At 76.4% G+C, this 24,727-nt stretch carries 8 protein-coding genes; 2 read left to right on the top strand and 6 right to left on the bottom strand.

Annotation, left to right across the window (positions count from 1 at the left end):
• Nucleotides 1–55 precede the first annotated feature (55 nt).
• Nucleotides 56–1,327 (bottom strand): activator-dependent family glycosyltransferase, encoded by a 1,272-nt coding sequence (locus AB0G01_RS30595; protein ID WP_360952675.1) that lies wholly within the window; start codon nt 1,325–1,327, stop codon nt 56–58.
• A gap of 160 nt (nt 1,328–1,487) precedes the next feature.
• Here AB0G01_RS30595 and AB0G01_RS30590 point away from each other — a divergent pair, with 160 nt between their 5' ends.
• Nucleotides 1,488–2,789, top strand: a complete 1,302-nt coding sequence (locus tag AB0G01_RS30590; protein ID WP_360952673.1) for an activator-dependent family glycosyltransferase — start codon at nt 1,488–1,490, stop codon at nt 2,787–2,789.
• Between the two features lie 13 nt (nt 2,790–2,802).
• A complete protein-coding gene (locus AB0G01_RS30585) occupies nt 2,803–4,080 on the top strand; it encodes an activator-dependent family glycosyltransferase (RefSeq protein ID WP_360952670.1) in 1,278 nt (425 codons plus the stop codon).
• A 17-nt stretch (nt 4,081–4,097) separates the two neighbouring features.
• Here AB0G01_RS30585 and AB0G01_RS30580 read toward each other — a convergent pair whose 3' ends face one another.
• The 5 genes from AB0G01_RS30580 to AB0G01_RS30560 are packed head-to-tail and all read right to left on the bottom strand — an operon-like array spanning nt 4,098 to nt 24,606.
• Nucleotides 4,098–5,777, bottom strand: a complete 1,680-nt coding sequence (locus AB0G01_RS30580; RefSeq protein WP_360952667.1) for a GMC family oxidoreductase — start codon at nt 5,775–5,777, stop codon at nt 4,098–4,100.
• 16 nt (nt 5,778–5,793) lie between these two features.
• Nucleotides 5,794–6,549: a gluconate 2-dehydrogenase subunit 3 family protein gene (locus AB0G01_RS30575; protein ID WP_360952664.1), complete on the bottom strand. Its 756-nt coding sequence runs from the start codon at nt 6,547–6,549 to the stop codon at nt 5,794–5,796.
• The gene (locus AB0G01_RS30570) at nt 6,546–7,514 is read right to left on the bottom strand and encodes an NAD-dependent epimerase/dehydratase (RefSeq protein WP_360952661.1); all 969 of its coding nucleotides are present in this window, start codon (nt 7,512–7,514) and stop codon (nt 6,546–6,548) included. Before AB0G01_RS30570 ends, AB0G01_RS30575 begins: the two co-directional genes overlap by 4 nt.
• Nucleotides 7,511–13,258, bottom strand: a complete 5,748-nt coding sequence (locus tag AB0G01_RS30565; RefSeq protein WP_360952658.1) for an amino acid adenylation domain-containing protein — start codon at nt 13,256–13,258, stop codon at nt 7,511–7,513. The genes AB0G01_RS30570 and AB0G01_RS30565 overlap by 4 nt, the downstream gene beginning before the upstream one ends.
• Nucleotides 13,255–24,606, bottom strand: a complete 11,352-nt coding sequence (locus AB0G01_RS30560; protein ID WP_360952655.1) for an amino acid adenylation domain-containing protein — start codon at nt 24,604–24,606, stop codon at nt 13,255–13,257. The genes AB0G01_RS30565 and AB0G01_RS30560 overlap by 4 nt, the downstream gene beginning before the upstream one ends.
• Nucleotides 24,607–24,727 lie beyond the last annotated feature (121 nt).

Here is a 24,727-nt window from a genome sequence, read left to right as displayed (position 1 = left end):
TCGCGGAAGGGATCTCGCAGCGGATCGTCCTGCGGGCCACGGTCGTGGCCGGCCTTCAGCGCAGGGCGGCGACGCGGTCGACCAATCGCGGTACGACGTCGTTCGGCGTGGGCATCTCCAGCATCTCGTCGCGCAGCCGGTCGGCGGCCGTGGCGAACGACGGTTCGCCCAGCAGCCTGATCACCCGGTTCCGGACCCCCTCGCCGGTCACCTCGGAGGCGTGCACCGTCAGCGCCGCGCCCTGACCGGCCACCCGGCGCGACGAGACGACCGCGTCCTCCTGCTCCGGCATGGTCAACTGCGGCACGCCGGACAGCAGACTCGTGCACAGGGTGCCGAAACCCGCGTGGTGCACCACGGCCGAGCACGTCGGCAGCAACACCGGCAGCGGCACGAAGGACACCACCCGCGTGTTCCCGGGGATCACGCCCAGCCGGTGCCGTTCCGCCTCCGCGACGGTCGCCACGACCTCGATGTCCAGGTCCGCAACCGATTCCAGGATCTCCTGCACGCCCACGCTGTACCCGCCGAAGCGCTCGGTCGAGCTCAGCCCCAGGGTGAGGCAGACCCGTGGCCGGGCCGGCGGTTCGCGCAGCCACTCCGGCACCACGGCGGGCCCGGGGTAGGGCACGTACCGCACGGGCACGACGGGCAGCCCGGTCGGGGTCCGCAGCGACGCGGGGAACTGGTCGACGGTGAACCCACCGGTGACCAGGTCCTCGGTGAACTCCACGCCGAACCGGTTCGCGGTGCGCTCCAGCCACGAGGTCAGGGCGTCCCCGCCCTCCCGGCCGCCGGCGCGCAGCCCGCGCAGGTCCTGCCGCATCCGGCCGTAGAAGTCCGGACTCCACAACACCCTGCCGTGCGCGGCACCGGCCGCCACGGCCGCGATCGGCGCGGCGTAGGTCGCGGGTTCCCACAGCACCAGGTCCGGCCGCCAGGCGCGGGCGAACCCCACCAGGTCGTCGACCATCGGCTCGTTGGCCATCCGGTAGCCCGGCACCACCTGCTCGTACCCGTCGACCAGGTAGTCCCAGTCCGGCCGGTCGGGCAGGTCGAACGGCGGCAGCCGGCCCCACCGGACCTTCTCGTACAGCTCGGGGTGCCGCTCGGCGAACCACCTGCCGGTGAACCGCTTGGTCACCCGGGCCATGTTGTGGTCCGCGCCGACCGGGACGGCCGTCAGGCCCGCGCCGACCACCACGGGCACCAGCTCGGGTTGCGTCGCCACCCGGACCTCGTGGCCGGCCGAGCGCAGCGCCCAGGCCAGCGGGACCATCGCCAGGAAGTGGGTCTTCTCGGCGTACGCGGCGAGCAGAACGCGCATCGGATTTCCCCCAGACCGAAGAGAACCCGATTTTATGGCTCGACCACGCCGAAATCGACGCGCGGTGCGCGGAAATCCTTTGTCCGCCTCCGGGGTGTCCGCCGTCGCCGCGCCCGCCCTAGGCTGGACGCGATCCGGAGCGCGGGAAAGGTCGGGACCCATGCGCGTGCTGTTCGCCTCCTACTCGGAGAAGACCCAGACGGTGTTCCAGGTCGGCGTGCCGCTGGCCTGGGCGCTGCGCGCGGCCGGGCACGAGGTGCGGGTGGCCAGCCAGCCCGAGCTGGTGCCCACGATCACCGCCGCCGGGCTGACCGCCGTGCCGGTCGGCCGCGACCACGACCTGTGGCGCATCCAGGACCGGTTCATCAAGCGGCTCGCCGACCGCCACCCGCAGACCTACGACGAGAAGGTGCGCGGCGGGCAGATGCCGCCGTTCGCGGCGGCCGACGAGCCCGAGGACGAGGTCACCTGGGACTACCTGGTCGCCGGCTACCGGTGGACCGTCGCCTCCTGGTACCGGATGGCCAACGAGCCGATGATCGCCGAGCTGGTGGAGTTCTGCCGGGAGTGGCGGCCGGACCTGGTGATCTGGGAACCCGGCACCTACGCCGCGCCGATCGCGGCCAAGGCCGTGGGCGCGGCGCACGCGCGCCTGCTGTGGAGCCTGGACTTCTTCGGCCGCACGCGCGACCGGTTCCTGCGGGCGCTGGCCCGCCGGCCGGCGGCCGAGCGCGTCGACCCGCTCGCCGACTGGCTGCGGGTCGCGGGCGCGCGCTTCGGCGTGGAGTTCTCCGAAGAGCTGACCACCGGGCACTTCACCGTCGAGCAGTTGCCGCCCTCGCTGCTGATGACCACCGACCAGCGGTCCGTGCCGATGCGGTACGTGCCCTACAACGGGCGCGCGGTCGTGCCGCGGTGGTTGTGGGAACCGCCGACGCGGCCCCGCGTCGCGCTGACGCTCGGGTTGACCATGGCCGAGCGGTTCGGCTCGTTCGCGTTGCGCCCGCAGGAGGTGCTGGACTCGTTGGCGGAACTGGACGTCGAGGTCGTCGCGACGCTGGGCGACGACGTGCGGGCCGGGCTGGAACGGGTGCCGGACAACGTGCGCGTGGTGCCGTTCGTGCCGCTGCACGCCCTGGTGCCGACCTGCTCGGCGGTGGTGCACCACGCCGGGTTCGGGACGTTGAGCAGCACCGCGCTGCACGGCGTGCCCCAGCTCGCCCTGCCGGAGCACTTCGACGAGCCGCCGCTGGCCGATCGCCTGGTCGCGCAGGGCAGCGCGCTGTCGGTGCCGGCCGCGCTCGCGACGGGTCCGGACGTGCGGGACGGCGTGGCCCGGCTGCTGGCCGAACCGTCGTTCGGGGCGAGCGCCGGGCGGCTGCGCGACGAGGTGCTGACCCTGCCGACGCCCAATGAGTTCGTGCCCCGCCTGGAGAAGCTCGTCGCCACCCACGCCGGCTGATCGGAGGTCGACCGTGCGCGTGCTGTTCGCCACCTACTCGGACAAGACGCACTTCATCCCCATGGTGCCGCTGGCCTGGGCGCTGCGCGCGGCGGGGCACGACGTCGTCGTCGCCACCCAGCCCAAGCTCGTCGACGTGGTCACGGGCACCGGCCTGACCGCCGTGGAAGTGGGGCGGGACAACCAGTTGTGGCGGTTCCTGGAGAAGCGGCCCGACCGGTTCGAGGAGACCAAGGGGAAACCGGCAGCGCCCTACGCGGCGGCCGAGCTGCCGGCCGACGAGGTCTCCTGGGACTACCTGGTGTCCGGGTACCGCGAGGCGGTCCCGTGGTGGCACCGCATGATCAACGACCCGATGATCGAGCCGCTGGTGGAGTTCGCCCGGCACTGGCGGCCCGACCTCGTGGTGTGGGAGACGAACACCTTCGCGGGCGCGATCGCGGCCTCCGTCGTCGGCGCGGCGCACGGCCGGCTGATGTGGAGCCTGGACTACTTCGGGCGCACCCGGACGCTGTTCCGCGACCTGCGCGACCGGCGGCCCCCCGACGACCGCGAGGACCCGCTCGCGCAGTGGCTCGGCGGGCGGATGGCCAAGTGGGGCAAGGGTTTCAGCGAAGACCTGGTGGTCGGCCACTTCACCGTCGACCACCTGCCGGACTCCTTGCGGATGGCGACCGACCTCCACCACGTGCCGATGCGGTACGTGCCCTACAACGGGACCTCGGTGGTGCCCAGGTGGCTGTGGGAGCCGCCGGCGCGGCCCCGGGTGGCGTTGACGCTGGGGGTCAGCGCGGTGCACCAGTTCGGCGGGTACCCGGTGGACGTGCAGGACCTGCTGGACTCCCTGGCGGACCTGGACGTCGAGGTCGTGGCGACCCTGCCGGAGTCGGAGCAGGCGAAGTTGCGGCGGGTGCCCGACAACGTGCGGCTGCTCTCGTTCGTGCCGCTGCACGCGCTGGTGCCGACCTGCTCGGCGGTGGTCCACCACACCGGGCCGGGGACGATGTGCACCACGGCCCGGTACGGCGTGCCGCACCTGGCGCTGCCCAAGCAGTACGACGAACCGTTCCTGGCCGACGGGCTGGTGCGGGCCGGCGCGGGGCTGTCGGTGCCGGCGGACGCCGCCACCGGCGCGGCGGTGCGCGAGCGGCTGGTGCGGTTGCTGGACGACCCGGCGTTCCGGGCCGGCGCGGACCGGCTGCGGGCCGAGATGATCGCCATGCCCACGCCCGCCGAGCTGGTCGACCCGTTGTGCGAGCTGACCGCGAAGTACCGGGGACGGGCCGCCTGACGGGCACCGGCGGCCGGTCAGGCGATGTGCCGCAGGGAGCGCAGGGCGACCGCCATCAGGGTGAGGGTCGGGTTGTGGCCGCCCGAGGTCACCGCCACCGACCCGTCCGCGACGATCAGGTTGTCGGTGCCGTGCACCCGCCCGTACGGGTCGCACACGCTGGTCTTCGGGTCGTCGCCCAGGTGCATCCCGCCCAGGACGTGGATGCTGTCCGGCACGTGCGTCGTCGCGGCGGTGCGGGTCACCACCTCCGCGCCCGACTCCAGCAGTATCCAGGCCAGCCACGGCAGGTAGAACTCCAGCGCCAGCGACTCGTGCCGCCCGGTCGCGTAGGTGATCCGCGAGACCGGCAGGCCGTGCACGTCCTTCACCTGCGGGTCCAACGTCACGGTGTTGCGAAGGTAGGGCAGGTCCGTCCCGACCATCGCGACCCGCGTGAACCGGTCGCGCAGCAGGCTCGCCCGCATCAACCGCTTGAAGTCCGCGCCGAAGGGCTTGTCCGGCCGCAACTCCCGCAGGTGCCGCCGGTAGGACTGCCCCTCGTGCACGGGGTCCGAGCCCAGCCCGAGCTCCACCATGCCGCCGCGCAGGTAGGGCAGGCCGTGCATCCGGGCGTAGTCGCCCGCGCCCGGGAACGCCGGGTCGTTGAAGTCCTCCACGAACTGCGTCGCCGAGCGGCCCTTGTGCGCGTGCAGGCGCTCGCCCGGGAACACGCCCCACAGGTCCAGGATCGAGTGCAGCATCAACCGGCGGCCGATCATGCCCGACGCGTCGGGCAGGCCGGACAGCAACGCCAGCCGCACCGTCTCGGTCGCCGAGGCCGCCAGCACCACCAGGTCGGCGGACCGCCGCCCGGTGCGCGGGCCGTCCGGGGTGGTCCGGGTCCACTCGACCCCGCCCGCCCGCCGTCCGCGCATCACCACGCGCGTGACCATCGTGTCGGGCACCAGCTCCACCCGGCCGGTCCGCAGCGCCCGCCGCAGCGGCGACAGCGCGCTGCCGCGCGCGTCGCTGGGGCACCCGTACCCGGCGCAGAACCCGCAGTTGACGCACGCCGGCCGGTGGTCGTGGGGCCGCGAGTTGATCGCGGCCGGGATGGGGGACGGGTGCAGCCCGATCGCCCGCGCCCCGGCGGCGGTGACCAGCGACGCCCGCTGCTGCGGTCCCGGCGGCAGCGGGAACGGGCCGCCGCGCGGCGCGTGCCGCTTCGTCGCGCCGGACAGCGCGTCGGCGTCGCCCTGCACGCCCAGCAGCGCTTCCACCTCGTCGTAGAACGGGGCCAGCGCGGCGTAGTCGAACGGCCAGTCGCGCACGTCGGCGTCGGGCTGCGGGCCGTTGGCGGACAGCGCCGCGAAGTCGAGGTCCCAGAACCTCGGGGTCTTGGCGTCCCAGTGCACCGTGCCGCCGCCGACCACCTGCGGCAGCGCGCTGACCATGCCGACGTGCGAGACCGGTTGGTCGTCGGAGGCCCGGAACGTCTGCGGGTGCACCAGCGGGTCGGGGGCGTTGAAGTGGCGGAACCGGCTCTTGAGCTCGTCGTTGGAGAACTCGGTGCCCACCGGGCCGCGTCCGGTCGGCCCGGTGGTCAGGTCGGGCCCCTTCTCCAGGACCACGACATCCCACCCGGCCTCGGCGAGCACCATGGCCGCGATGGACCCGCCCGCGCCGCTGCCGACCACGATCGCCCTGCGTGCCACGTCGTCTCCCGCGAGGTCAGCGGCGCAGTCGCCGCAGCGCTGCGGCGACCTGCTCCGGGGGGTTGTCCAGGAACGCGGTGAAGTCCGCGACGATCGGGCTCGGTTCCACGCGGTCGGGGCCGTCGGAGCGCTCGACCTCGGCGGGGGAGTAGCCGGTCGGCTGGCTGTCGCCGGGGAAGCCGATGTCCCGCCAGCCGACCAGGTCCCGGTTGCCGCCGTACTCGGGGTTGCCGTACATCCCCTCGATGGTGTGCTCGAAGAGCAGGTCGACGAACGGGCGGGCCGCCTCGGACGCCAGGACGGTGTCCTTCGTGGACGCCGGAGCGGCGGTGAAGCCGCCCGCCAGGCGGTCCAGCAGCGCCAGCCCGGTGCGGTAGCGGGTGCGCCACCCGCCGAGCCGCCGCTCCCACGCGATCCGCCGCACGGCCGTCAGCGGCACGAACCGGGCGGCGTGGTTGACCCGGCCGCCGGCCCGGTCGCTCCACGGGCCGCCGGCGTGCACCCGCTCCGGCGCGAAGTCGACCGACGACAGCAGCACGTCGAGGTAGCGCACCACGTCGGCCTCCCGCGCGCCGGGGTGCCCGGCCTCGGCGGGGTCGTCGCGCGGCCCCGGCACGAGCCGGGCGGTGGCCTCCACGACGACCTCGGCCTCCCGCCGGGTGAAGAACCGCCACCGCGCCGGGGTGCCGTGGCCGGGCGGCCCGGCCAGCAGCGTCAACGGCACGGCCGCCGCGCCCGCCGCCATCACCTGCCGCCGGTTGGGGCCCGTCACGCGGTCACCACCGGGGCGAGCGCCGCGACCGCGCCCGCCAGTCCCGCGCGCAGCCCCACCCGGGGCCGCCACCCGGTCACGTCGGCGAACGCGGAGGTGCCCACCACGAAGTCGACCGCGTCGGAGTCGCCGGCGTGCGCGGACTCCACCCGCTCGACCGGCACGGCCGGCGCGCCGGTCCGCTCGGCCACCGCCTCGGCGATCATCGAGAACAGGTCCACCACCGCGACCGGCTCGCCGGTGCCGATCAGCCAGTGCCGCCCGGCCAGCGCGTCGGCGTGCCCGAGGGCGGCGGCGAACGCGCGCGCCACGTCCTCCACGCACACCAGGTCCCGCCGCACCAGGCCGTCGCCCCACACCGTCAGCGGCTGCCCGGCCAGCGCCCGCCGCGCCATCCCCGACACCACGCCGTGCTCCAGCTCCGGCGGCACGCTGCCGCGCCCGTACACCGTGCCCAGCCGCAGCACGATCCCGCGCAGCACGCCCGCGCCGCCCGCCTCGAACAGCATCCGCTCGACGGTCGTCTTCTGCCGGTCGTAGGCGGTGACCGGCCGGTCCTCCTCGGTGCCCGACAACGGCCCGGTCGACCTGCCGACCTGCGAGAGCGACCCGGCGAACAGCACCACGGGCGGGGGAGCACCGCGCCGGGCGCGCAGCGCGTCGACGAGGTCCCGCGCCACGCCCACGTTCACCCGCTCGGCGGCGGTGTCGCCCTCGTCCACGCGCCAGGTCGACGCGCCCTCGATGTGCGCCACGAGGTTGACCACCACGTCGGCACCGGCGACGGCCTCGGCGACCGCGCCGGGTCCGGTCAGGTCGACCCGCCGCACCTCGGCCCCGGCCGGTCCGACGACCGGCCGGCGGGCCACCAGCCGCAGCCGCACGGGGTGCCCGGCGAGCTCGGCGGCGATCGCCGTGCCGAGGAAGCCGGACGCGCCCAGCACCACCACCAGCGGTCGGGTCACGACTCCTCCAGGATCTCGGTCACCTCGGCCGCCAGCCGGGCCACGTGCGGTTCGCGCAGCACCCCGAGGTGGTCGCCCGGCACCCGGTGCAGCCGGACCCCGCCGGCCGCGAACCGCTCCCAGTCGCGCAGGTAGTCGCGGTAGGCGCGGCCGACGATCGCCACGTGCCTGCCCTCGGCCAGTTCGTCGCACACCACCAGGTCCACCGACCCGGGGAAGGCGGTGAACCGGTAGGCCCGTTCCGCCTCCTGCAACTGCCGCCACACCCGCACCCGGGGCAGCCAGGCGGTGTCGACCTCCTCGTCGAGGATCGGCACGCCGCCGTCGTCCTCCACCACCTCGCGCAGCGACGCGCCCAGTTCCGCCCGTTCCGCCTCGCCCAGCCGGTCGAACCCGGCCAGCAGCTCCTCGGTCCGGCGCAACCGCACCAGCTCCCCGGGCGTCGGCAGGTCGCCCCGCTCCAGCACGGTCACCGGGTCGAGCAGCACCAGCCGGACCCGCTCGCCGTCCTCGGTCAGCCGCCGCGCGATCTCCCACGTGATGCCGCCGCCGCCGCACCACCCCAGCAGGTCGTACGGCCCGCTCGGGCGCGCCTCCCGGATCTCCGCCAGGTACAGGGCCGCGATGCCCTCCACGTCGCCGGGGTCCTCGTGCTCCCCGTTGAGCCCCGGCCACTCCAGCGCCGCCACGGGCCGCCGAGGGGCCAGCCGCTCGGCCAGCGGCCGGTACCAGTGGCCGCTGCCGCCGCCGGGGTGCACGCAGAACAGCGGCGGCAAGTCGCCCTCGCGGGTCAGCCACAGCAACGCCCTGCGCACCGCCGGTGCCCGCGAGGCGAGCCGCTCGGCGATGGCGCGCGGCGTGCGCAGCTCCACGAAGTCGCGGAACGCCAGCTCGATGCCGTGGTCGGCCCGCAGCCGCAGGATGATCCGCAGCATGAGCAGCGAATGGCCGCCCAGCGCGAAGAAGTCGTCGGTGGCACCGATCCCCGGCCGGTCCAGCACCCGGGCGAAGACCCCGGCGACGGCCGTCTCCACGCCGGGGCGCGGCCGGGCGTGCTCGACCGGCGCGACCCGCTCGCGCGGCGTGATCCGCCGCCGCGCCCCGTCGTCCTCGACCAGCAGGTCGAGCCGGTCGGCGGTGGGCAGCAGGGCCCGCACCACGTCGCCGTCGGGCTTGGCCACCAGGGACTCCAACGCCTTGCGGTACAACCGGGACACCGCCTCGACCCGCGCCCGCCCGATCCGCGACGACTGCGCGGAGAACACCAGCGACCCCGGCTCGGTGGAGATCACCAGCGGGAACTCGTTGGGGCTGACGTCCACGCTGCCGCCCACGTCCACGGTCTCGCGGTCCAGCACGTGGAAGTCGATGTAGTTGAAGCTCAGCTCCAGCAACCGGGTCCCGTCGCCGAACGCGCGCTGCATCGCGGGCAGCGGGAACCGCCGGTGCGGCCACAGCGCGAGCTCCTCGGCGAACACCCCGCGCACCAGCTCCCGCCAGGTGCCCGCGCCGGCGGGGGACACCAGCGGCACGGTGTTGAGGAACATCCCGCGCACCAGGTCGCCCCCGGCCCGCTCCAACCGGCTGTTGCACACCACGCCGGTGAAGAACGGCCCCTCGCCGCTGATCGCCCGCCAGACCGCCAGGTGCGCGGCCAGCAGCACGCTCTTGCGCGACGTCCCGGTCGCCGCCGCGAAGTCCCGCAACGCCGGATCGAGGTCCCCGATGGGCAGCGCCACCTCGAAGAACGGCTCGCCACCGGTGTCGGCCCACGCCGCCGGCAGCACGAGCTGCTCGGCCGCGCCGATCCGCCCCGCCCAGAAGTCCCGGTGCGCGGGGTCCGCCACGACCTCGGCCTCCGCCGCGATGTAGTCCGCGAACCGCACGGCCGGCGCGGGCGAGGGCGGCACCGCGCGCCCGGCGGCCAGCGCCCGGTAGACGTCGAGCAGTTCGGTCAGCAGCGAGTTGTGGCTCCAGCCGTCGAGGATCGGGTGGCACTCGGTGAAGTGCAGCACCCACCGGTCGTCGGCCACCTCCTGGACGTGGAAGCGCAGCAGGGGAGCCGTTGTCAGGTCGAACGGGGCCGCGCGCTCCCGGGCCCGGAAGGCGTCCTGCACGGCGTCGCGCTCGTCCTCCGGCAGCTCCCGCAGGTCCTCGTGGGTGATCGCCACCTCGGCGTTCTCGTGCACCAGTTGCAGCGGCCGGCCGAACGACGTCGGGTCGAACGCGGTGCGCAGCACGTCGTGCCGCCCCACCACCTCCCGCGTCGCCGCCACCAGCGCCGGCAGCCGGAACCCGCCGGCGTCGCGGATCAGGTAGCTGGTGATGTTGTGGTAGAGGTTCATCCGCCGGTCGGCGACCATCTCCGCGATCATCCCGACCTGCACCATCGACATCGGGTAGGCGTCGACGAGCCCCGCCGGCAGCCGTTCCCGGTCCGCCGGGTCCACCAGCGCGAACGGGGCCACCAGGGGCGGCTCCGGCGCGCTCGGCGCGGTCCCGACCACCCGGGCCAGCCCGGCGACGGTCTGGTGCCGGAACACGTCCTGCACGGTCAGGTCGCGGCCGAGCGCCCGCAGCGCGCCCACCAGCCGGATCGCCAGGATCGAATCGCCGCCCCGGGCGAAGAAGTTGTCGTCCCGCCCCACCTGCCCGATCCCGAGCACCCGCGCCCACGCTTCGGCGATCACCCGCTCGTCGGCGTCCGCCGGCCCGACCGGTTCCGCCCGCTCCCCCTCGGGGTCGGGCAGCGCGCGGTGGTCGATCTTGCCGTTCACGGTCAGCGGCAGGTCCTCCACCGGCACGAACCGCAGCGGCACCATGTACGAGGGCAGCGACAGGCCCGCGTGCGCCCGCAGCTCCTCTTCGTCCACCACGCCGGCCGCCGGCCGCACGTAGGCGATCAGCCGCCGGTCGCCCGCCGTCCGCTCGCGCACGACCGCGATCGCCGCCTCCACCGACGGGTGGGCGGCCAGGCACGACTCGATCTCGCCGAGCTCGATGCGGAAACCGCGGATCTTCACCTGCCGGTCCAGCCGGCCCAGGTAGCCGACGTCGCCGTCGGGCAGCACCCGCGCCCGGTCGCCGGAGCGGTACAGCCGCGCGCCCGGCCCGCCGTAGGGGTCCGGGACGAACCGCTCGGCGGTCAGCCTCGGCCGGCCGAGGTAGCCCCGGGCCAGGCCGGGTCCGCCGACGTGGATCTCGCCGGGCACGCCGAGCGGCACCGGTCGCTGCACCGCGTCGAGCACGTGCATGGTCAGGTCGCCCATCGCCCGGCCGATCGGGCTGCGGTCGCCGCCCAGGTCGGCGCTGCGCAGCTCCCGGTAGGTGACGTGCACGGTGGTCTCGGTGATCCCGTACATGTTCACCACCAACGGCGGTTCGTCGCCGAACTTCGCCCACCACGGGCTCATCGCGGTCACGTCCACGGCCTCGCCCGCCAGGACCACGTACCGCAGGGCCAGCCGGTCCAGCAGCGGGTCGCCGGACTCCGCGAGCTCCACCAGCACCCGGAACGCCGAGGGCGTCTGGTTGAGCACCGTGACGCGCTCCCGGTCCAGCAGCGCGAGCAGGTCCCACGGCGACCGGACCACCTCGGCGGGCACCACCACCAGCCGCCCGCCGTGCAGGAACGCGCCCCAGAACTCCCAGACGGAGAAGTCGAAGGCGGCGGAGTGGAACAGCGTCCACACGTCGTCCGGGGTGAACCGGAAGTCGCCCCGGGTGGCGGTCAGCAGCCGCACCACGTTGGCGTGCGTGACCTGGACGCCCTTCGGCCTGCCCGTCGACCCGGAGGTGTAGATGACGTACGCCAGGTCCTCCGGGTGCGCGCCCGCCTCGGGGTCGGTGTCCGGCAGCGCGGCGAGCGCCGCCCGTTCGGCCGGGTCGTCGAGCACCAGCACGTGCTCCGGCCCGGCCACCCGGCCCGCCAGCGCGCTGTCGGTCACCACGACCGAGGTCGCGGCGTCGCCCAGCACGTAGTCGATGCGGTCCGCCGGGTGCGCGGGGTCCAGCGGCAGGTACGCGCCGCCCGCCTTGAGCACCGCCAGCACCGCCACCACCAGCTCGACGCCGCGCGGCAGGCAGATCGCCACCAGGGTCTCGCGCCGCACGCCGAGCCCGCGCAGCCGGTGCGCCAGCCGGTTGGCCCGCCCGTCGAGCTCGCGATAGGTCAGGTGGGCGTCCTCGAAGCTCAGCGCGGGCGCGTCGGGCGCGCGCCGGACGTGCCCGGCGAAGTGCTCGTGCAGCGCGGGGCCCGCCGGGGCGTCGCCGACCGGCGGGCGCACCAGGAACGCGGTCTCGGCCGCGTCGAGCACCGGCAGGTCGCCGATCCGGCGGCCGGGGTCGGCGGTCCCGGCGGTCAGCAGCCGCACGTAGTGGACCGCCATCCGGGTCGCGGTGGCGCGGTCGAACAGGGCGCGGGCGAAGGTCACCTCGCCGGACAGCGACCCGTCCGGCGACTGGACGACGGTCCAGGTCTGGTCGAACTTCGCGCCGCGCGAGGGCGGCTCGACCTCCACGCCCTCCAGCCCGCCGACCGCGAAGCGCAGCTCCTCGGTGCTCTGCTGGCCGAAGCTGACCTGGAACAGCGGGTGCGTGGACAGGTCCCGGTCCGCCGCCAGGCCGTCCACCAGCCGCTCGAAGGGCACCTCCTGGTGGGCGTAGGCGTCGAGCGCGGTGTCGCGCGCCCGCTCGACCAGCTCGCCGAAGGACGGCTCGCCCGCCAGGTCGGCCCGCAGCACCACCATGTTCACGAAGTCGCCGAGCATCTCCTCGGTGTCCACGTGCCCGCGTCCCGCTACCGGGCTGCCCACCGCGAAGTCGTCCTGGCCCGAGTAGCGGCCGAGCAGCGCCCAGAACGCGGCCAGGTACACCATGAACGGCGTGGCCCCCCGCTCCCGGCCGAACACCCGCGCCCGCTCCACCACCTCGGCCGGCACGGTGAACGCCACCGTGTCGCCCCGCGCGTCCCACAGCGCCGGGCGCGGCCGGTCGGCCGCGAGCTCCAGCGGCGGCAGCCCGGCCAGCCGCCGCTCCCAGTGCTCCACGCCGCGCGCCAGCCGGTCACCCGAGACCTGGTCGCGCTGCCAGGCGGCGAAATCCGCGTACTGGACGCGCGGCGGCTCCGGGTTCGCGTCCGCCTGCCCGGTGCGCGCGGCGTAGGCGGTGGCCAGCTCCCGCACGAACAGGCCGCTCGACCACGCGTCCATGGCGATGTGGTGGACCACGACCACGACGTGGTGCTCGTCGGGGCCGGTGCGCACCAGCCGGCCTCGCACCACCGGCCCGGTCTCCAGGTCGAACGGCCGCGACCGGTCCCGCTCGACCAGGGCGGCCAGCCGGTCGGCCGCGTCGGCGGCGGTGCCGAGGTCGTCGTAGGCCGGTTCGACCACGACGGACTCGTCCACCACCTGCACCGGCCCGCCGTCGGCACCGGTGGTGTAGCGGGTGCGCAGCACCTCGTGCCGGCGCACCACGTCGCCGAACGCCTCGGCCAGCACCGCGCGCTCCAGCGGGCCGCGCAGCCGCACCACCGTGGTCACCAGGTAGTCGACCCCGCCCGGCCGGACCCGGTCCACCGCCCACAGCCGCCGCTGGGAGAACGACAGCGGCAGCTCCGCGTCCCTCGGGACGACCGGGATGCCGCCCTCCCGCGCGCCGGCCTGCCTGCGCAGCCGGTCTTGCAGGAGCCGCGCGCCGGACAACGGCGCGGACCCCGGCTGTTCGATCGTCTCGGAGCTCATTCGTGGCTCACCTCCGCCGGTGGTGTGGGTACGTCGTGCGGGACCGCTTCGGCCAGCTCCACCAGCGCCGCGGCCTGGGCCCGGACGGTGCGGGCCTCGAACAGCACGCGCAACGGGATCTCCATGTCGAACAACCGCGCCAGCCGGGCCATCACCCGGGTGGCGAGCAGCGAGTGCCCGCCCAGGTCGAAGAAGTCCTCCGCCGGGTCGACCGCCGCCACGCCGAGCACCTCGGCCCAGACACCGGCGACGGCCTGTTCGACCTCGTCCAGCGGCTCGTCGGGCACCGGGTCGGCGGCCGGGGGGTCCAGCGCCGCCAACGCCCGCCGGTCGACCTTGCCGCTGGTGGTCAGCGGGAGCGCGGCGTGCTCGGCGAAGTGGCCGGGCACGAGCTGCTCGGGCAGCCGCTCCCGCAGGAACGCCCGCGCCGCCGCGACCGACCACGACCCGTCGGGCACCACGTGGGCGACCAGGCCGAGCTCGCCCGCCGCGTCGCGCCGCGCCACCACGGCCGCCGCGCGCACCGACGGGTGGCCGGCGAGCACCGCCTCGACCTCGCCCGGCTCGACCCGGACGCCCCGGATCTTCACCTGCTCGTCGCGCCGCCCCAGGAACTCCAGCACGCCGTCGTGCCGGTGCCGCACCAGGTCCCCGGTCCGGTAGAGCCGGCCGCCGGCCGCGCCGAACGGGTCGGGCACGAACGCCGCCGCCGTGGCCGCCGCGCGCCCCAGGTAGCCCCGGGCCAGCCGGACGCCGCCGAGGAACAGCTCGCCGGGCACCCCGGCCGGCACCGGGCGCAGGTCCGCGTCCAGCACGTGCGCCTCGGTGCCGGGCAGCGGCCGGCCGATCGGCAGGGTCATGCCGGGCCGCTCGGCGCGGGTGACCTCGTGGGCGACGCTGGTGACCGTCGCCTCGGTCGGCCCGTAGGTGTTGAGGAACCGGGCGGGCAGACCGGTGGCCGCCCACCGGGCCGCGTCGTCGGCGGTGACCACGTCGCTGCCCACGTTGACCAGCCGCAACCCGGCCAGCCGGGGATCGCCGGGCACCACGTGGTCCATCACCTCGCGGTAGTAGGCCGGGGTGATCTCCACGTGCGTCACGCCGAGCCCGGCCACCCGGTCCGGCAGTTCGGCCGGGGCCCAGAACCGGGTCGGGCCGACCACCACCGTCGCGCCCGCGAGCAGCGTGGCCATGATCTGGTCCATCGCCACGTCGAACCCGAGCGCCGCCAGCAGCACGACCCGGTCACCGGGCCGGATGTCGTACCGCTCGGCGACGACCCGGCAGTGGTGCGCGTAGGCCCGGTGCGGCACCACCACGCCCTTGGGACGCCCGGTCGACCCCGACGTGTGCACGACGTAGGCCGCGTGGTCGGGCAGGACGCGGGCCGGTGGCGCGGGGGGCGCGGTGGGCCCGGCGTCGACCAGCACGGCGGCGGTGGCCAGGTCCGCCGGCAGCGACCGGGTGCCGGCGAGGTCGGCGAGCCGCGCCCGGGTCGCCCGGTCGGTGAGGACCGCAGCCGGGGCGAGGCCGCCGAGCAGCGCCGCCAGGCGCTCCGGGGGAGCGTCCGGGTCGAGCGATGCGAACACCCCGCCGCTGCGCAGCACGGCCACCAGCGCGACCACCGCCGCCGACGACCGGGGGAGCACCACGGCCACCGGGCGCTCCGGCCCGACGCCCGCCGCCACGAGCCGGTCCGCCACGGGCGCGGCGGCTGCCGCGAGCTCGGCGAACGTCCGGCGCTCGCGCCCGTCGTCCAGGGCCACGGCGTCCGGGGTGGCGGCGACGCGGTCGGCGAACGCGCCCGCCACCGTCTCCGCCGGGCCGTGCCACGGGGTGCCGCGCCACTCGCGGGTCACCAGGTCCCGTTCGGCGGCACCGAGCACGTCGAGCTCGCCCAGCCGCCGTTCCGGGTCGGCCGCCGCGCTGCCGGCCAGCGTCACGAACCGCTCGGCCAGCCGGCGCGCGGTGGTCCGGTCGAACAGCGCGTGCGCGTACTCGACCTCGCCCCGGTAGCCGCCCGCGCCGTCGGCGGTCAGCGCCACGGTCAGGTCGAACTTGGCCGTCGTGCGCGGCACCCGCACCCGCCGCACCTCGACACCGGGCAGCTCCGGTTCCCGCGCCCGGTCCCCGGTGAGCTCGAACATCACGTCGAACAGCGGCGTGCGGGCCGGGTCCCGGTCCGGCGCGAGCTCCTCGACCAGCCGCTCGAACGGGATCTCGTCGTGGCTGAACGCGTCGAGCGCGGTCTCCGCGACCCGGTCGACCAGCTCGCGGAAGGTCGGGTCGCCGGACAGGTCGGTGCGCAGCACCACCGTGTTGACGAAGAACCCGACCACGTGCTCCAGCTCGGGCCGCACCCGACCGGCGACCGGCGTGCCCACGGCCACGTCCACGCCACCGGTGTGCCGCGCCAGCAACGCGTCGAACACCGCGAGGAACACCATGAACGGGGTCGCGCCGCGCCGACGCCCCAACGCCGCCAGCGGTGCGGCCACCGCCGCCGGCACGGCGAACTCCACGGTCGAGCCGCGCCCGTCGCGTCGCGGGGGCCGGGGCCGGTCGGCGGGCAGCTCGACCGGGTTCAGCCCGGCCAGCCTCTCCCGCCAGGCCGCGAGCTCCCGCCGGGCCGCCGCGCCCGCCAGCCGGTCCCGCTGCCAGTCCGCGTAGTCCGCGTAGCGCACGGGCGGGGTGGTCGTGGGCGGGTCGCCGGCCAGCCGGGCCCGGTAGTGCCCGGCCAGGTCGCGGGCCAGCACCTCCTCGGACCGCGCGTCGCCCGCGATGTGGTGCAGCACCAGCACGAACAGGTGGTGGTCGGCGGCCAGCCGGATCAGGTGCGGGCGCACCGGCGGCGCGTCCGCCAGGTCGAACGGCGTCTCGGCCACGGTGCGCAGCACCGCTTCGGCGTCCCGCTCGGCCTGCCCGGTCAGGTCGGTCACCAGGAGGTCGACCGGCGGCCCGACCACCTGCGCCGGCTCACCCGCGCCGTCGACGGGGTAGCGGGTGCGCAACACCTCGTGCCTGCTCAGCAGGTCGCGCACCGCGCCGGTGAAAGCGCCCCGGTCGAGCTCGCCGCGCAGCCGCAGCGCCCACGTCATGTGGTACTCGGAGGTGCCCGGCGAGAGCCGGTCGAGGAACCACAGGCGCTGCTGCGCGAAGGACAGCGCGCGCGGCCCGTCGACCTCCCGGGCCGTGATCGGGTCCGGTTCGACCGTCCCGCCCGCGTGCCGGGCGAGCACCGCCGCCAGCCGCGCGACGGTCCGGTGCTCGAACACCGCGCGCAGCGGCAGGTCCACGCCGGTGATCGCGCGCACCCGGTTGGCGACCCGGCCGGCGACCAGCGAGTGCCCGCCCAGCTCGAAGAAGTCGTCGTCCACGCCGACCTCGGGCACGCCCAGCACCCCGGTCCAGATGCCGGCGACGAGCTTCTCCTCCGGCGTGCGCGGCGGGGTGCTCCCGCCCGCGCGCGCCGCCAGGTCCGCCGGGGGCAGCGCGTTGCGGTCCACCTTGCCGCTGGGGGCCGTGGGCAGCCGGTCGAGCCGGACGACCACCGAGGGCGCGTAGTGCTCCGGCAGCCGGGCCAGCAGGTGCTCCCGGAGTTCGCCGTCCGACGCCGGGCGGGCGGCGTCCACGACGTAGGCCACCAGGCGCGGCTGCCCGTCCGGCCCGTCCGGCGTGGTCACGACCGCCGAGGCGACGCCCTCGTGCTCGGCCAGCACCGTCTCGACCTCGCCGGGCTCGACCCGGACGCCCCGGATCTTCACCTGGTGGTCCAGCCGGCCCAGGTACTCCAGCGCGCCGTCGGCGCGGTAGCGGGCCAGGTCGCCGGTCCGGTAGGTGCGCGAGCCGGGCGGCCCGTCCGGGTCCGGCACGAACACCGCCGCCGTCAGCGCCGGGCGGCCCAGGTAGCCGCGCGCCAGGCTCTCACCGGCGATGTGCAGGTGGCCGGGCACGCCGACGGGCGCGGTCCGGCCGTCCGCCGTCGCGACCGCCATGCGCACGTTGAAGCCGGGGTAGCCGATCGGCACCACGCCCGCGTCGCCCTCGCCGCAGGTCCACGAGGTCACCTCGATGGAGGCCTCGGTCGGGCCGTAGCCGTTGACCAGCTCGGTGCCGGGCAGCTCGGCGCGCAACCGCCGGCCGACGTCGGCGGGCAGCGCCTCGCCGGCCGAGTAGATCATCCGCAGCGACCCGCACCGGCCGATGCCGGGCTCGTCGACCAGCGGGCGCAGGAACGAGGGCACCACCTGGAGCACGGTCGGCCGCAGCCGGGCGATCACGTCGACCATCGCGGCGGGGTCGCGCTCCACGCCGGGCGGCGCGATCACCACGACCCCGCCGTTCACCAGCGGCGCGAACATCTCCCACCCGGCCGCGTCGAACGTGATCGCGGTCTTGAACAGCACCCGGTCGGACGGGTGCACGCCCACGCCCTCGGTCTTCCACGCGATCTGGTTGGCGATGCCGTGGTGCGGCAGGGCGACGCCCTTGGGCTTGCCGGTCGACCCGGAGGTGTAGATGACGTAGGCCAGGGTGTCCCGGTCGGTGGTGAACGGCGCGGTGACGGCGGGCCGCGCCGCGACGTCCGGGTCGTCCGGGCGCAGCACCGGCGCGCCGGGCGCGGGCGGGGTCCACGCGACCACCAGGCGCGCGGCCGAATCCGCGAGCATGAACGCCTGCCGGTCGGCGGGGTGGTCGGGGTCCAGCGGCAGGTAGGCCGCGCCCGCCCGGTTCACCGCCAGGACGGACACCAGCAGGTCCACCCCGCGCGGCAGGCACACCGCCACCACGTCCTCCGCGCCGATCCCCCGCGCCGCCAGGTGGTGGGCCAGCCGGGCGACCCGCGCGTCGAGCTCGGCGTAGGTCAGCCGGCCCTCGTCGCCGGTCACGGCGAGCGCGTCCGGGGTGCGCCGGGCCTGCGCCCAGATCCGCTCGGGCACGCACGGGGCCGGCTCGCGCGCGGTGTCGTTCCACGCGTGCACGATCGTCCGGCGCTCCTCCGCCGACAGGACCGGCAGCCGCCGCACCGGCCGGTCCGGCTCGGCCACCAGCGCGTCGAGCAGCCGCACGTAGTGGGCCGCGACCCGGCGCGGCGTGCCGGCGTCGAACAGCGAGGTGGCGTACTCGACCACGCCGTCGAAGCCGCCGTCCGGTCGTCGGGTCAGCTCCACCAGGAAGTCGAACTTGGCCGTGCGCCACGGGGCCGGCTCCGGCTCGACGTCCACACCGGACAGCCGGAAGCGCTCGTCACCGGCCTCGCGCACCGCGAAGAAGAGCTGGAACAGCGGGGTCCGGGACAGGTCGCGCTCCGGGGCCAGGTCCTCCACCACCTGCTCGAACGGCACCTCGGCGTGCGCGTAGGCGGCCAGCGCGGTGTCCCGCAGCCGGGTCACGAGTGCGCCGAAGCCGGGGCCGTCGGCGAGGTCGACCCGCAGCACCACGGTGTTGACGAAGTAGCCGACCAGGCCCTGCACCTCCGGGCGGTCGCGGCCCGCCACGGGCGCGCCGACCGCCAGGTCGTCCTTGTCGGTGTAGTGGCCCAGCAGCGCGAAGAACCCGGCCAGCAACGTCATGAACGGCGTCGCGCCGAGGGTCCGGCCGAACCGGTCGACCCGCCCGGCCAGCGCCGGGGGCACGGTGAACCGGGCGGTGTCGCCGCGCGCGTCGCGGACCGGCGGCCGGGGCCGGTCGGCGGGCAGCTCGGTCGGGGTGAGCCCGGCCAGGTTCGTGCGCCAGTGCTCGCGCAGCCGCCCGACCTCCGGGCCGGCCACCCGCCGGGCGCGCCACACCGCGTAGTCCGCGTACTGGACGGGCAGCGGCGGCAGCGCGACCCCCCGGTAGGCGGCGTCCAGCTCGACCGCCAGCACGTCGGTGGACCAGCCGTCGGCGGTGATGTGGTGCACCACCAGGGACAGCACGTGCTCGTCGTCGGCGACCCGGACCAGCCGGGCGCGCAGCACCGGCCCGGCCGCCAGGTCCACCGGGCGGGACAGCTCCTCGGCCAGCACCCGCTGCGGGTCGTCGTCCTCCACGACCGGGACGACCGGGGCGGGCGCGTCCACGACCTGCACCGGGTCCCCGTCCGGCCCGACGGGGTAGCGGGTGCGCAGCACCTCGTGCCGCGCCACGACCGAGGTCAGCGCCGCGCGCAGGGCCGGGACGTCGAGCGCCCCGCGCAGCCGCAGCGCGGTCATCATCAGGTAGTCGACGTCCCGGTCGCCGAGCTGGTCGAGCAGCCACAACCCGCGCTGGGCGGGCGACAGCGGCACGTTGTCGGTTCGCGGCACCGGCACCACGGGGTCCTCGGCCACGGCCTCGGCGGGCACCACGGCCCCGGTGTCCGCCGGCCCGTCGCCGAACGCGGCGGCCAGCGCCGCCCGCGCCCGGGACCCGACGAGGGCGGCCAGCGCCGCCACGGTCCGGGCGGCGAAGACGTCGCCCGCCGTCACCGGCACGCCGAAGTGCGCGCCGACCCGGGTGGCGATCCGCACGGCCGACAGCGACTGGCCGCCCAGCTCGACGAACCCGTCCCGGGCACCGGGCCGGTCCACCCCCAGCTCCGCCGCCCACAGCTCGGCGATCGCCACCTCGGCGGGCGTCGCGGGCGCGACGTGCTCCTCGGTCCGGGCGGCGGCGACCGGGATCGACGCCAGCCCGCGCCGGTCCAGCTTCCCGTTGCGCAGCAGGGGGAGCGCGTCGAGGAACGCCCACCGGTCGGGCACCAGGTGGCGGGGCAGCCGCTCGGCCAGGTGCCGCCGCAGCGCCGCCGCGTCCACGCCGGCCGCCACCACGTAGGCCGCCAGGCCCGCGCCGGACGCGCCGACGGCGGCGGCCCGCACCCCGGCGTGGGCGGTCAGCGCCGCCTCGACCTCGCCCGGCTCGATCCGGTGCCCGTTCAGCTTGAGCTGGTCGTCCAGCCGGCCGACGAACTCCAGGCTCCCGTCCGCCCGCCACCGCGCCAGGTCCCCGGTGCGGTACAGCCGCGCGCCCGGCGCGCCGAAGGGATCGGGGACGAAGCTCCGCGCGGTCGCGCCCGGCCGGCCCAGGTAGCCGCGCCCGACGCCGACCCCGCCGACGTGCAGTTCGCCGACCACGCCGACGGGCACGTGCCCGGACTCGTCCAGCACGTGCAGGTCCACGCCGGGCAGCGGCCCGCCGATCGGGACGGGCCCGGCCGGCACCGCGCCCGCCCGCGCCTCGTGCGTCGCGCACGCGATCGTCGTCTCGGTGGGGCCGTAGCTGTTCACCACGACGGTGTCCGGGTCGAGCGCCGCGAGCTGCTCGCCGCGCAAGCGCTCGCCGCCGACCACCAGCCGCCGCGCCCGCACCGGCGTGCCGGTGGCCGCGAGCAGGTCCAGGTGCGTGGGCGTGAGCTTGAGCAGCCCGAACGCCCGGTGCGCCAACAACCCGGCCAGCGCCGCCACGCCGGGGCCGCCCTCCGGCGCGAGGACGACCGCCGCGCCGGCCACCAGCGGCGGGTACAGCGCGGTCAGCGCCAGGTCGTGGGCGAGGGAGGTGTGCAGCGGCGACCCGTCGCCGGGCTCCAGCGCGGCCGCCGCCCAGACCGCGTAGTTGGCCAGGCCGCCGTGGGTGACCATCGCGCCCTTGGGCTCGCCGGTGGAACCCGAGGTGTAGACGGTGTAGGCCAGGTCGTCCGGCCCGACCTCGACCGGGGGCGGGGTGTCGGGCGCGCCGGCGGTCCCCGGCACGGAGCCGGGGCCGTCCACCACGACGACCGCCCGGGTGTCGGCCACCACCCGGCGCAGCCGCTCGTCGGGGTGGGCGGGGTCGAGCGGCACGTACGCCGCGCCGGTCTTGAGCACCGCCAGCAGGGTCACGACCAGCTCGGGCGTGCGCGGCAACCGCACCACGACGTGCTCGCCGGGTGCCGCGCCCCGCGCGACCAGCCGGTGCGCCAGCCGGTTGGCGCGCGCGTCGAGCTCGGCGAACGTGACCCGCTCGTCGCCGGACTCGACCGCGACGGCGTCCGGCGTGGTGGCCGCGCGGGCGGCGATGAGCCCGTGCACGGTCTCCGCCGTCCCGACCGCCGCCGGTCCCCGGCCCAGCGCCCGCACCGCGTCGCCCTCGCCCTCGTCGCCGTTGCCGAGCAGCGACACCGCCGTGACGGGCACGTCGGGGTCGGCGACCAGCGCGCGCAGCAACGCCACGTGGTGCCGGGCCAGGCGGGCGACCGTGGCCTCGTCGAACAGCGCCGAGGCGTACTCGACGCGCACCTCCACGCCGCCGTCGACGTCCGGCGTGAGGTGCCAGCCGAGGTCGAACTTCGCGGCCACCGGGGCGGGCACCGGCAGGACGGGCCTGCTGTGCGCGGTGAACACGACCTGGAACAGCCGGTCGCCCGCCGCCCGCAGCTCGTAGGGCAGTGCCGCTTCCCGGTAGGCGTCCGGGGCCGCGTCCCGCACCCGCCCGACCACCTCGCGGAACGTCGGCCGGTCCGCCAGGTCCACGCCGAGCACGGCCGTGTCGGCGAACAGCCCGACGAGGTCCTGGAGCTCCGGCCGGTCCCGGCCGGCCACCGGCACGCCCACCCGGATGTCGGTGCCCCCGGTGTGCCGCGCCAGCAGCGCCGCGAAGGCGGCGAACTGGGCGGTGAACGCGGTCGCGCCGAGCGCGCGGCCCAGCGCGGTGAGCGCCGAGACCAGCGGCGCGGGCAGCGGGTAGCGGACCACCCCGGCGGTCCGGTCCGCCGCGCGCGGCCGGTCGGCGGGCAGTTCGGCGAACCCCGGCCCGGCGGCCCGCTCCGGCCGCACGTCGGACAGGCGATCACGTTGCCACCGCGCGAAATCGGCGTACCGCACCGGCACCTCCGGCAGCGGCCGGCCGCGATAGGCCTCGCCGAACTCGTGTTCGAGGACCTCCAGCGACCGGTCGTCCACGGCGATGTGGTGCGCGACGACCAGCAGCCGGCGACCGTCGACGGCGGCCCGCAACGGGGTCTCGGCGGACAGGTCGAACGGCCGTCGCAGCTCGTGGGCGAAGAACGCCTCCGCGTCCCGCACGTCCAGCGGCACCGGCGCGGGCGGGTCGACGACCTGCACCGGGTCGCCGTCCGGCCCCGTCACGTACCGGGTGCGCAGCACCTCGTGCCGGGCCACCACCACGGCCAGGGCGCGCTCCACGGCGGCGTGGTCGAACGGTTCGGGCACCCGCACGGCGAACGGCTCGTGGTAGGCGGTGGTCGCGCCGAGCCGGTCGGCCAGCCACACCCCCCGCTGCGCGAACGACAGCACGGCGGGACCGGCCGGCGCGGGCGCGATCACCCCGGCGGTGCCGGCGGGCCTCAGGGCCAGCCGCGCGACCGTGCGCTCGGTGAACACGTCGGTCAGGTCCACCGCGAACCGGTCGCGCAGCCGGACCACGGCCCGCATCGCCAGCAGCGAATCCCCGCCCAGGGCGAAGAAGTCGTCGTCCGCGCCGACGGCCACCCCGAGCACGTCGGCGAACACCGCCGCCACGGCCTCCTCGGCGGCACCGCGCGGCGCGCGCCCGACGTCCGCCCGGTCCGCCGCCGGCACCGGCAGCGCGGCGCGGTCGACCTTGCCGTTGGCGGTGGTCGGGAACGAGTCCACCACCACGACCACGGCCGGCACCAGGTAGTCGGGCAGCGCGCGGGCGCACCACGCCCGCAGCCCCGCCGGCGTCGGCGGCCCGGTCACGTACCCGACCAGCCGGGGGTCGCCGGCGGGACCGGGCACCGCGCGCACCACGGCGGCCCGCACGTCCGGGTGCGCCGCCAGCACGGCCTCGACCTCGGCGGGTTCCACCCGGTGGCCGCGGATCTTGAGCTGGTCGTCGGAGCGGCCCAGCACCTCGATCCGGCCGTCGTCGTGGCGGCGCGCCACGTCGCCGGTCCGGTACCGGCGCGCGCCGGGCGCGCCGTGCGGGTCGGGCACGAACCGGGCGGCGGTCAGCGCGGGCCGGCGGAGGTAGCCCAGCGCCACCCCGACGCCGCCGATGTGCAGCTCGCCGGTGGTCGTGGGGCGGCCGTCCTCGTCCAGCACGTGCAACGCGGTGCGCGCGACCGGCGCGAAGTCGACCACCCGCCCGGCGGCCAGCCGGGCGGCCGAGGACCAGACGGTCGTCTCGGTCGGGCCGTACAGGTCCCAGGCGTCGCCGAGCGCTGCCGCCACCGCCGGCGGCAGCTTCTCGCCGCCGGACAGCGCGGTGAACCCCGGCGGGGGCCGCCAGCCCGAGTCCAGCAGCAGCCGCCACGTCGTCGGCGTGGCCTGCATGACCCGCGCGTCCAGCGCGGTCACCAGCGCCGCCAGCCGGTCCGGGTCGCGGGCGTCGGCGCTGTCGACCACGACCACCGTCGCGCCGACCACCAGCGGCAGGAACAGCTCCAGCGCCGAGATGTCGAACGACACCGTCGTGACCGCCGGGAACAGCGCGCCGGGGGCGAGCCCGGGGCGTTCGCGCATCGACGCCAGCAGGTTCGCCAGCGCGCCGTGCGCCACGGCCACGCCCTTGGGCGTGCCGGTCGAGCCCGATGTGTAGATCACGTAGGCGAGGTCGTCGGGGGAGAGCGGGGGCAGTGCGGCGGACCCGCCGGCGGGCGCGTCGGCCGGTCGGAGCACGCGGTGGCCGGCGAAGGCGTCCTCGGCGACGACCGCCGTCACGTCCGCGTCGGCCAGCACGCGGCGCAGCCGGTCGCGCGGGTGGGTCGGGTCGAGCGGCAGGTAGGCCGCCCCGGTCTCCAGCACGGCCAGCAGCGCGGCGACCAGGTCGACGCCCCGGGGGAGGGCGACGGCCACCAGCGAGCCGGGCCCCACCCCGTGCCCGGCCAGGTGCGCGGCGAGCTCCAGCACCCGCGCCCGCAGCTCGGCGTAGGTGAGCCGGACGTCCCCGTGCCGCACCGCGACCGCGTCCGGCGTGCGGGCGGCCTGCCCGGCCACCGACACGGGCACCGGCACGAGCTCGCCGGCCGGCTCCCCGCCCGGTGGCTGCCACCCACAAGGCGACCACCCAGAAGGCGACCGCACAGAAGATGACCGCACAGAAGCCGACCGCACAGCGGGCCGGGTCTGCGGTTCGGTCACCGCCGCCCGGTACAGCGCCTCCCACTCCGCGACCAGCGCCGCCGCGTCGTGCCCCGCCGTCGCCAGCACCACCAGGTGGTCCTCGGCCGAGGTGTGGACCACCACCGCCGACGACGTGCGCGCCGCCGCGCTCACGAGGAGCTGCGCCGCCAGGCGTTCCGCCTCCGAGGCACCCCCGGCGGCGAAGCCCTCCGCGAGCGTGCCGGGGCGCAGCGCGGGGTGGCGGTCGAGCAGGGCGGTGAAGGCCGCCGCCAGCGCCGGCTGGTCCAGGCGGCCGACCACCCGCACCGCGTGGCGCGGTGCGGCGGGCCGGGGTCGGGGAACGTGCGGAGCCGTGGCGTCCGCGGTGTGCTGGTTGATGGTGACCTCCGTGTGGGCGTGCGCCGTCCCCCGGCCCGGCCGGGCCGGA

The sequence above is a fragment of the Actinosynnema sp. NPDC023587 genome, assembly GCF_040640215.1.
Classification (GTDB): Bacteria; Actinomycetota; Actinomycetes; order Mycobacteriales; family Pseudonocardiaceae; genus Actinosynnema.
This window is presented reverse-complemented; position numbering and strand designations above follow the sequence as displayed.

Bases quoted from the DNA above. Each gene is read 5' to 3' on its own strand.
- AB0G01_RS30590 (WP_360952673.1), top strand. From the start codon at position 1,488: ATGCGCGTGCTGTTCGCCTCCTACTCGGAGAAGACCCAGACGGTGTTC.
- AB0G01_RS30565 (WP_360952658.1), bottom strand. From the start codon at position 13,258: ATGAGCTCCGAGACGATCGAACAGCCGGGGTCCGCGCCGTTGTCCGGC.
- AB0G01_RS30595 (WP_360952675.1), bottom strand. From the start codon at position 1,327: ATGCGCGTTCTGCTCGCCGCGTACGCCGAGAAGACCCACTTCCTGGCG.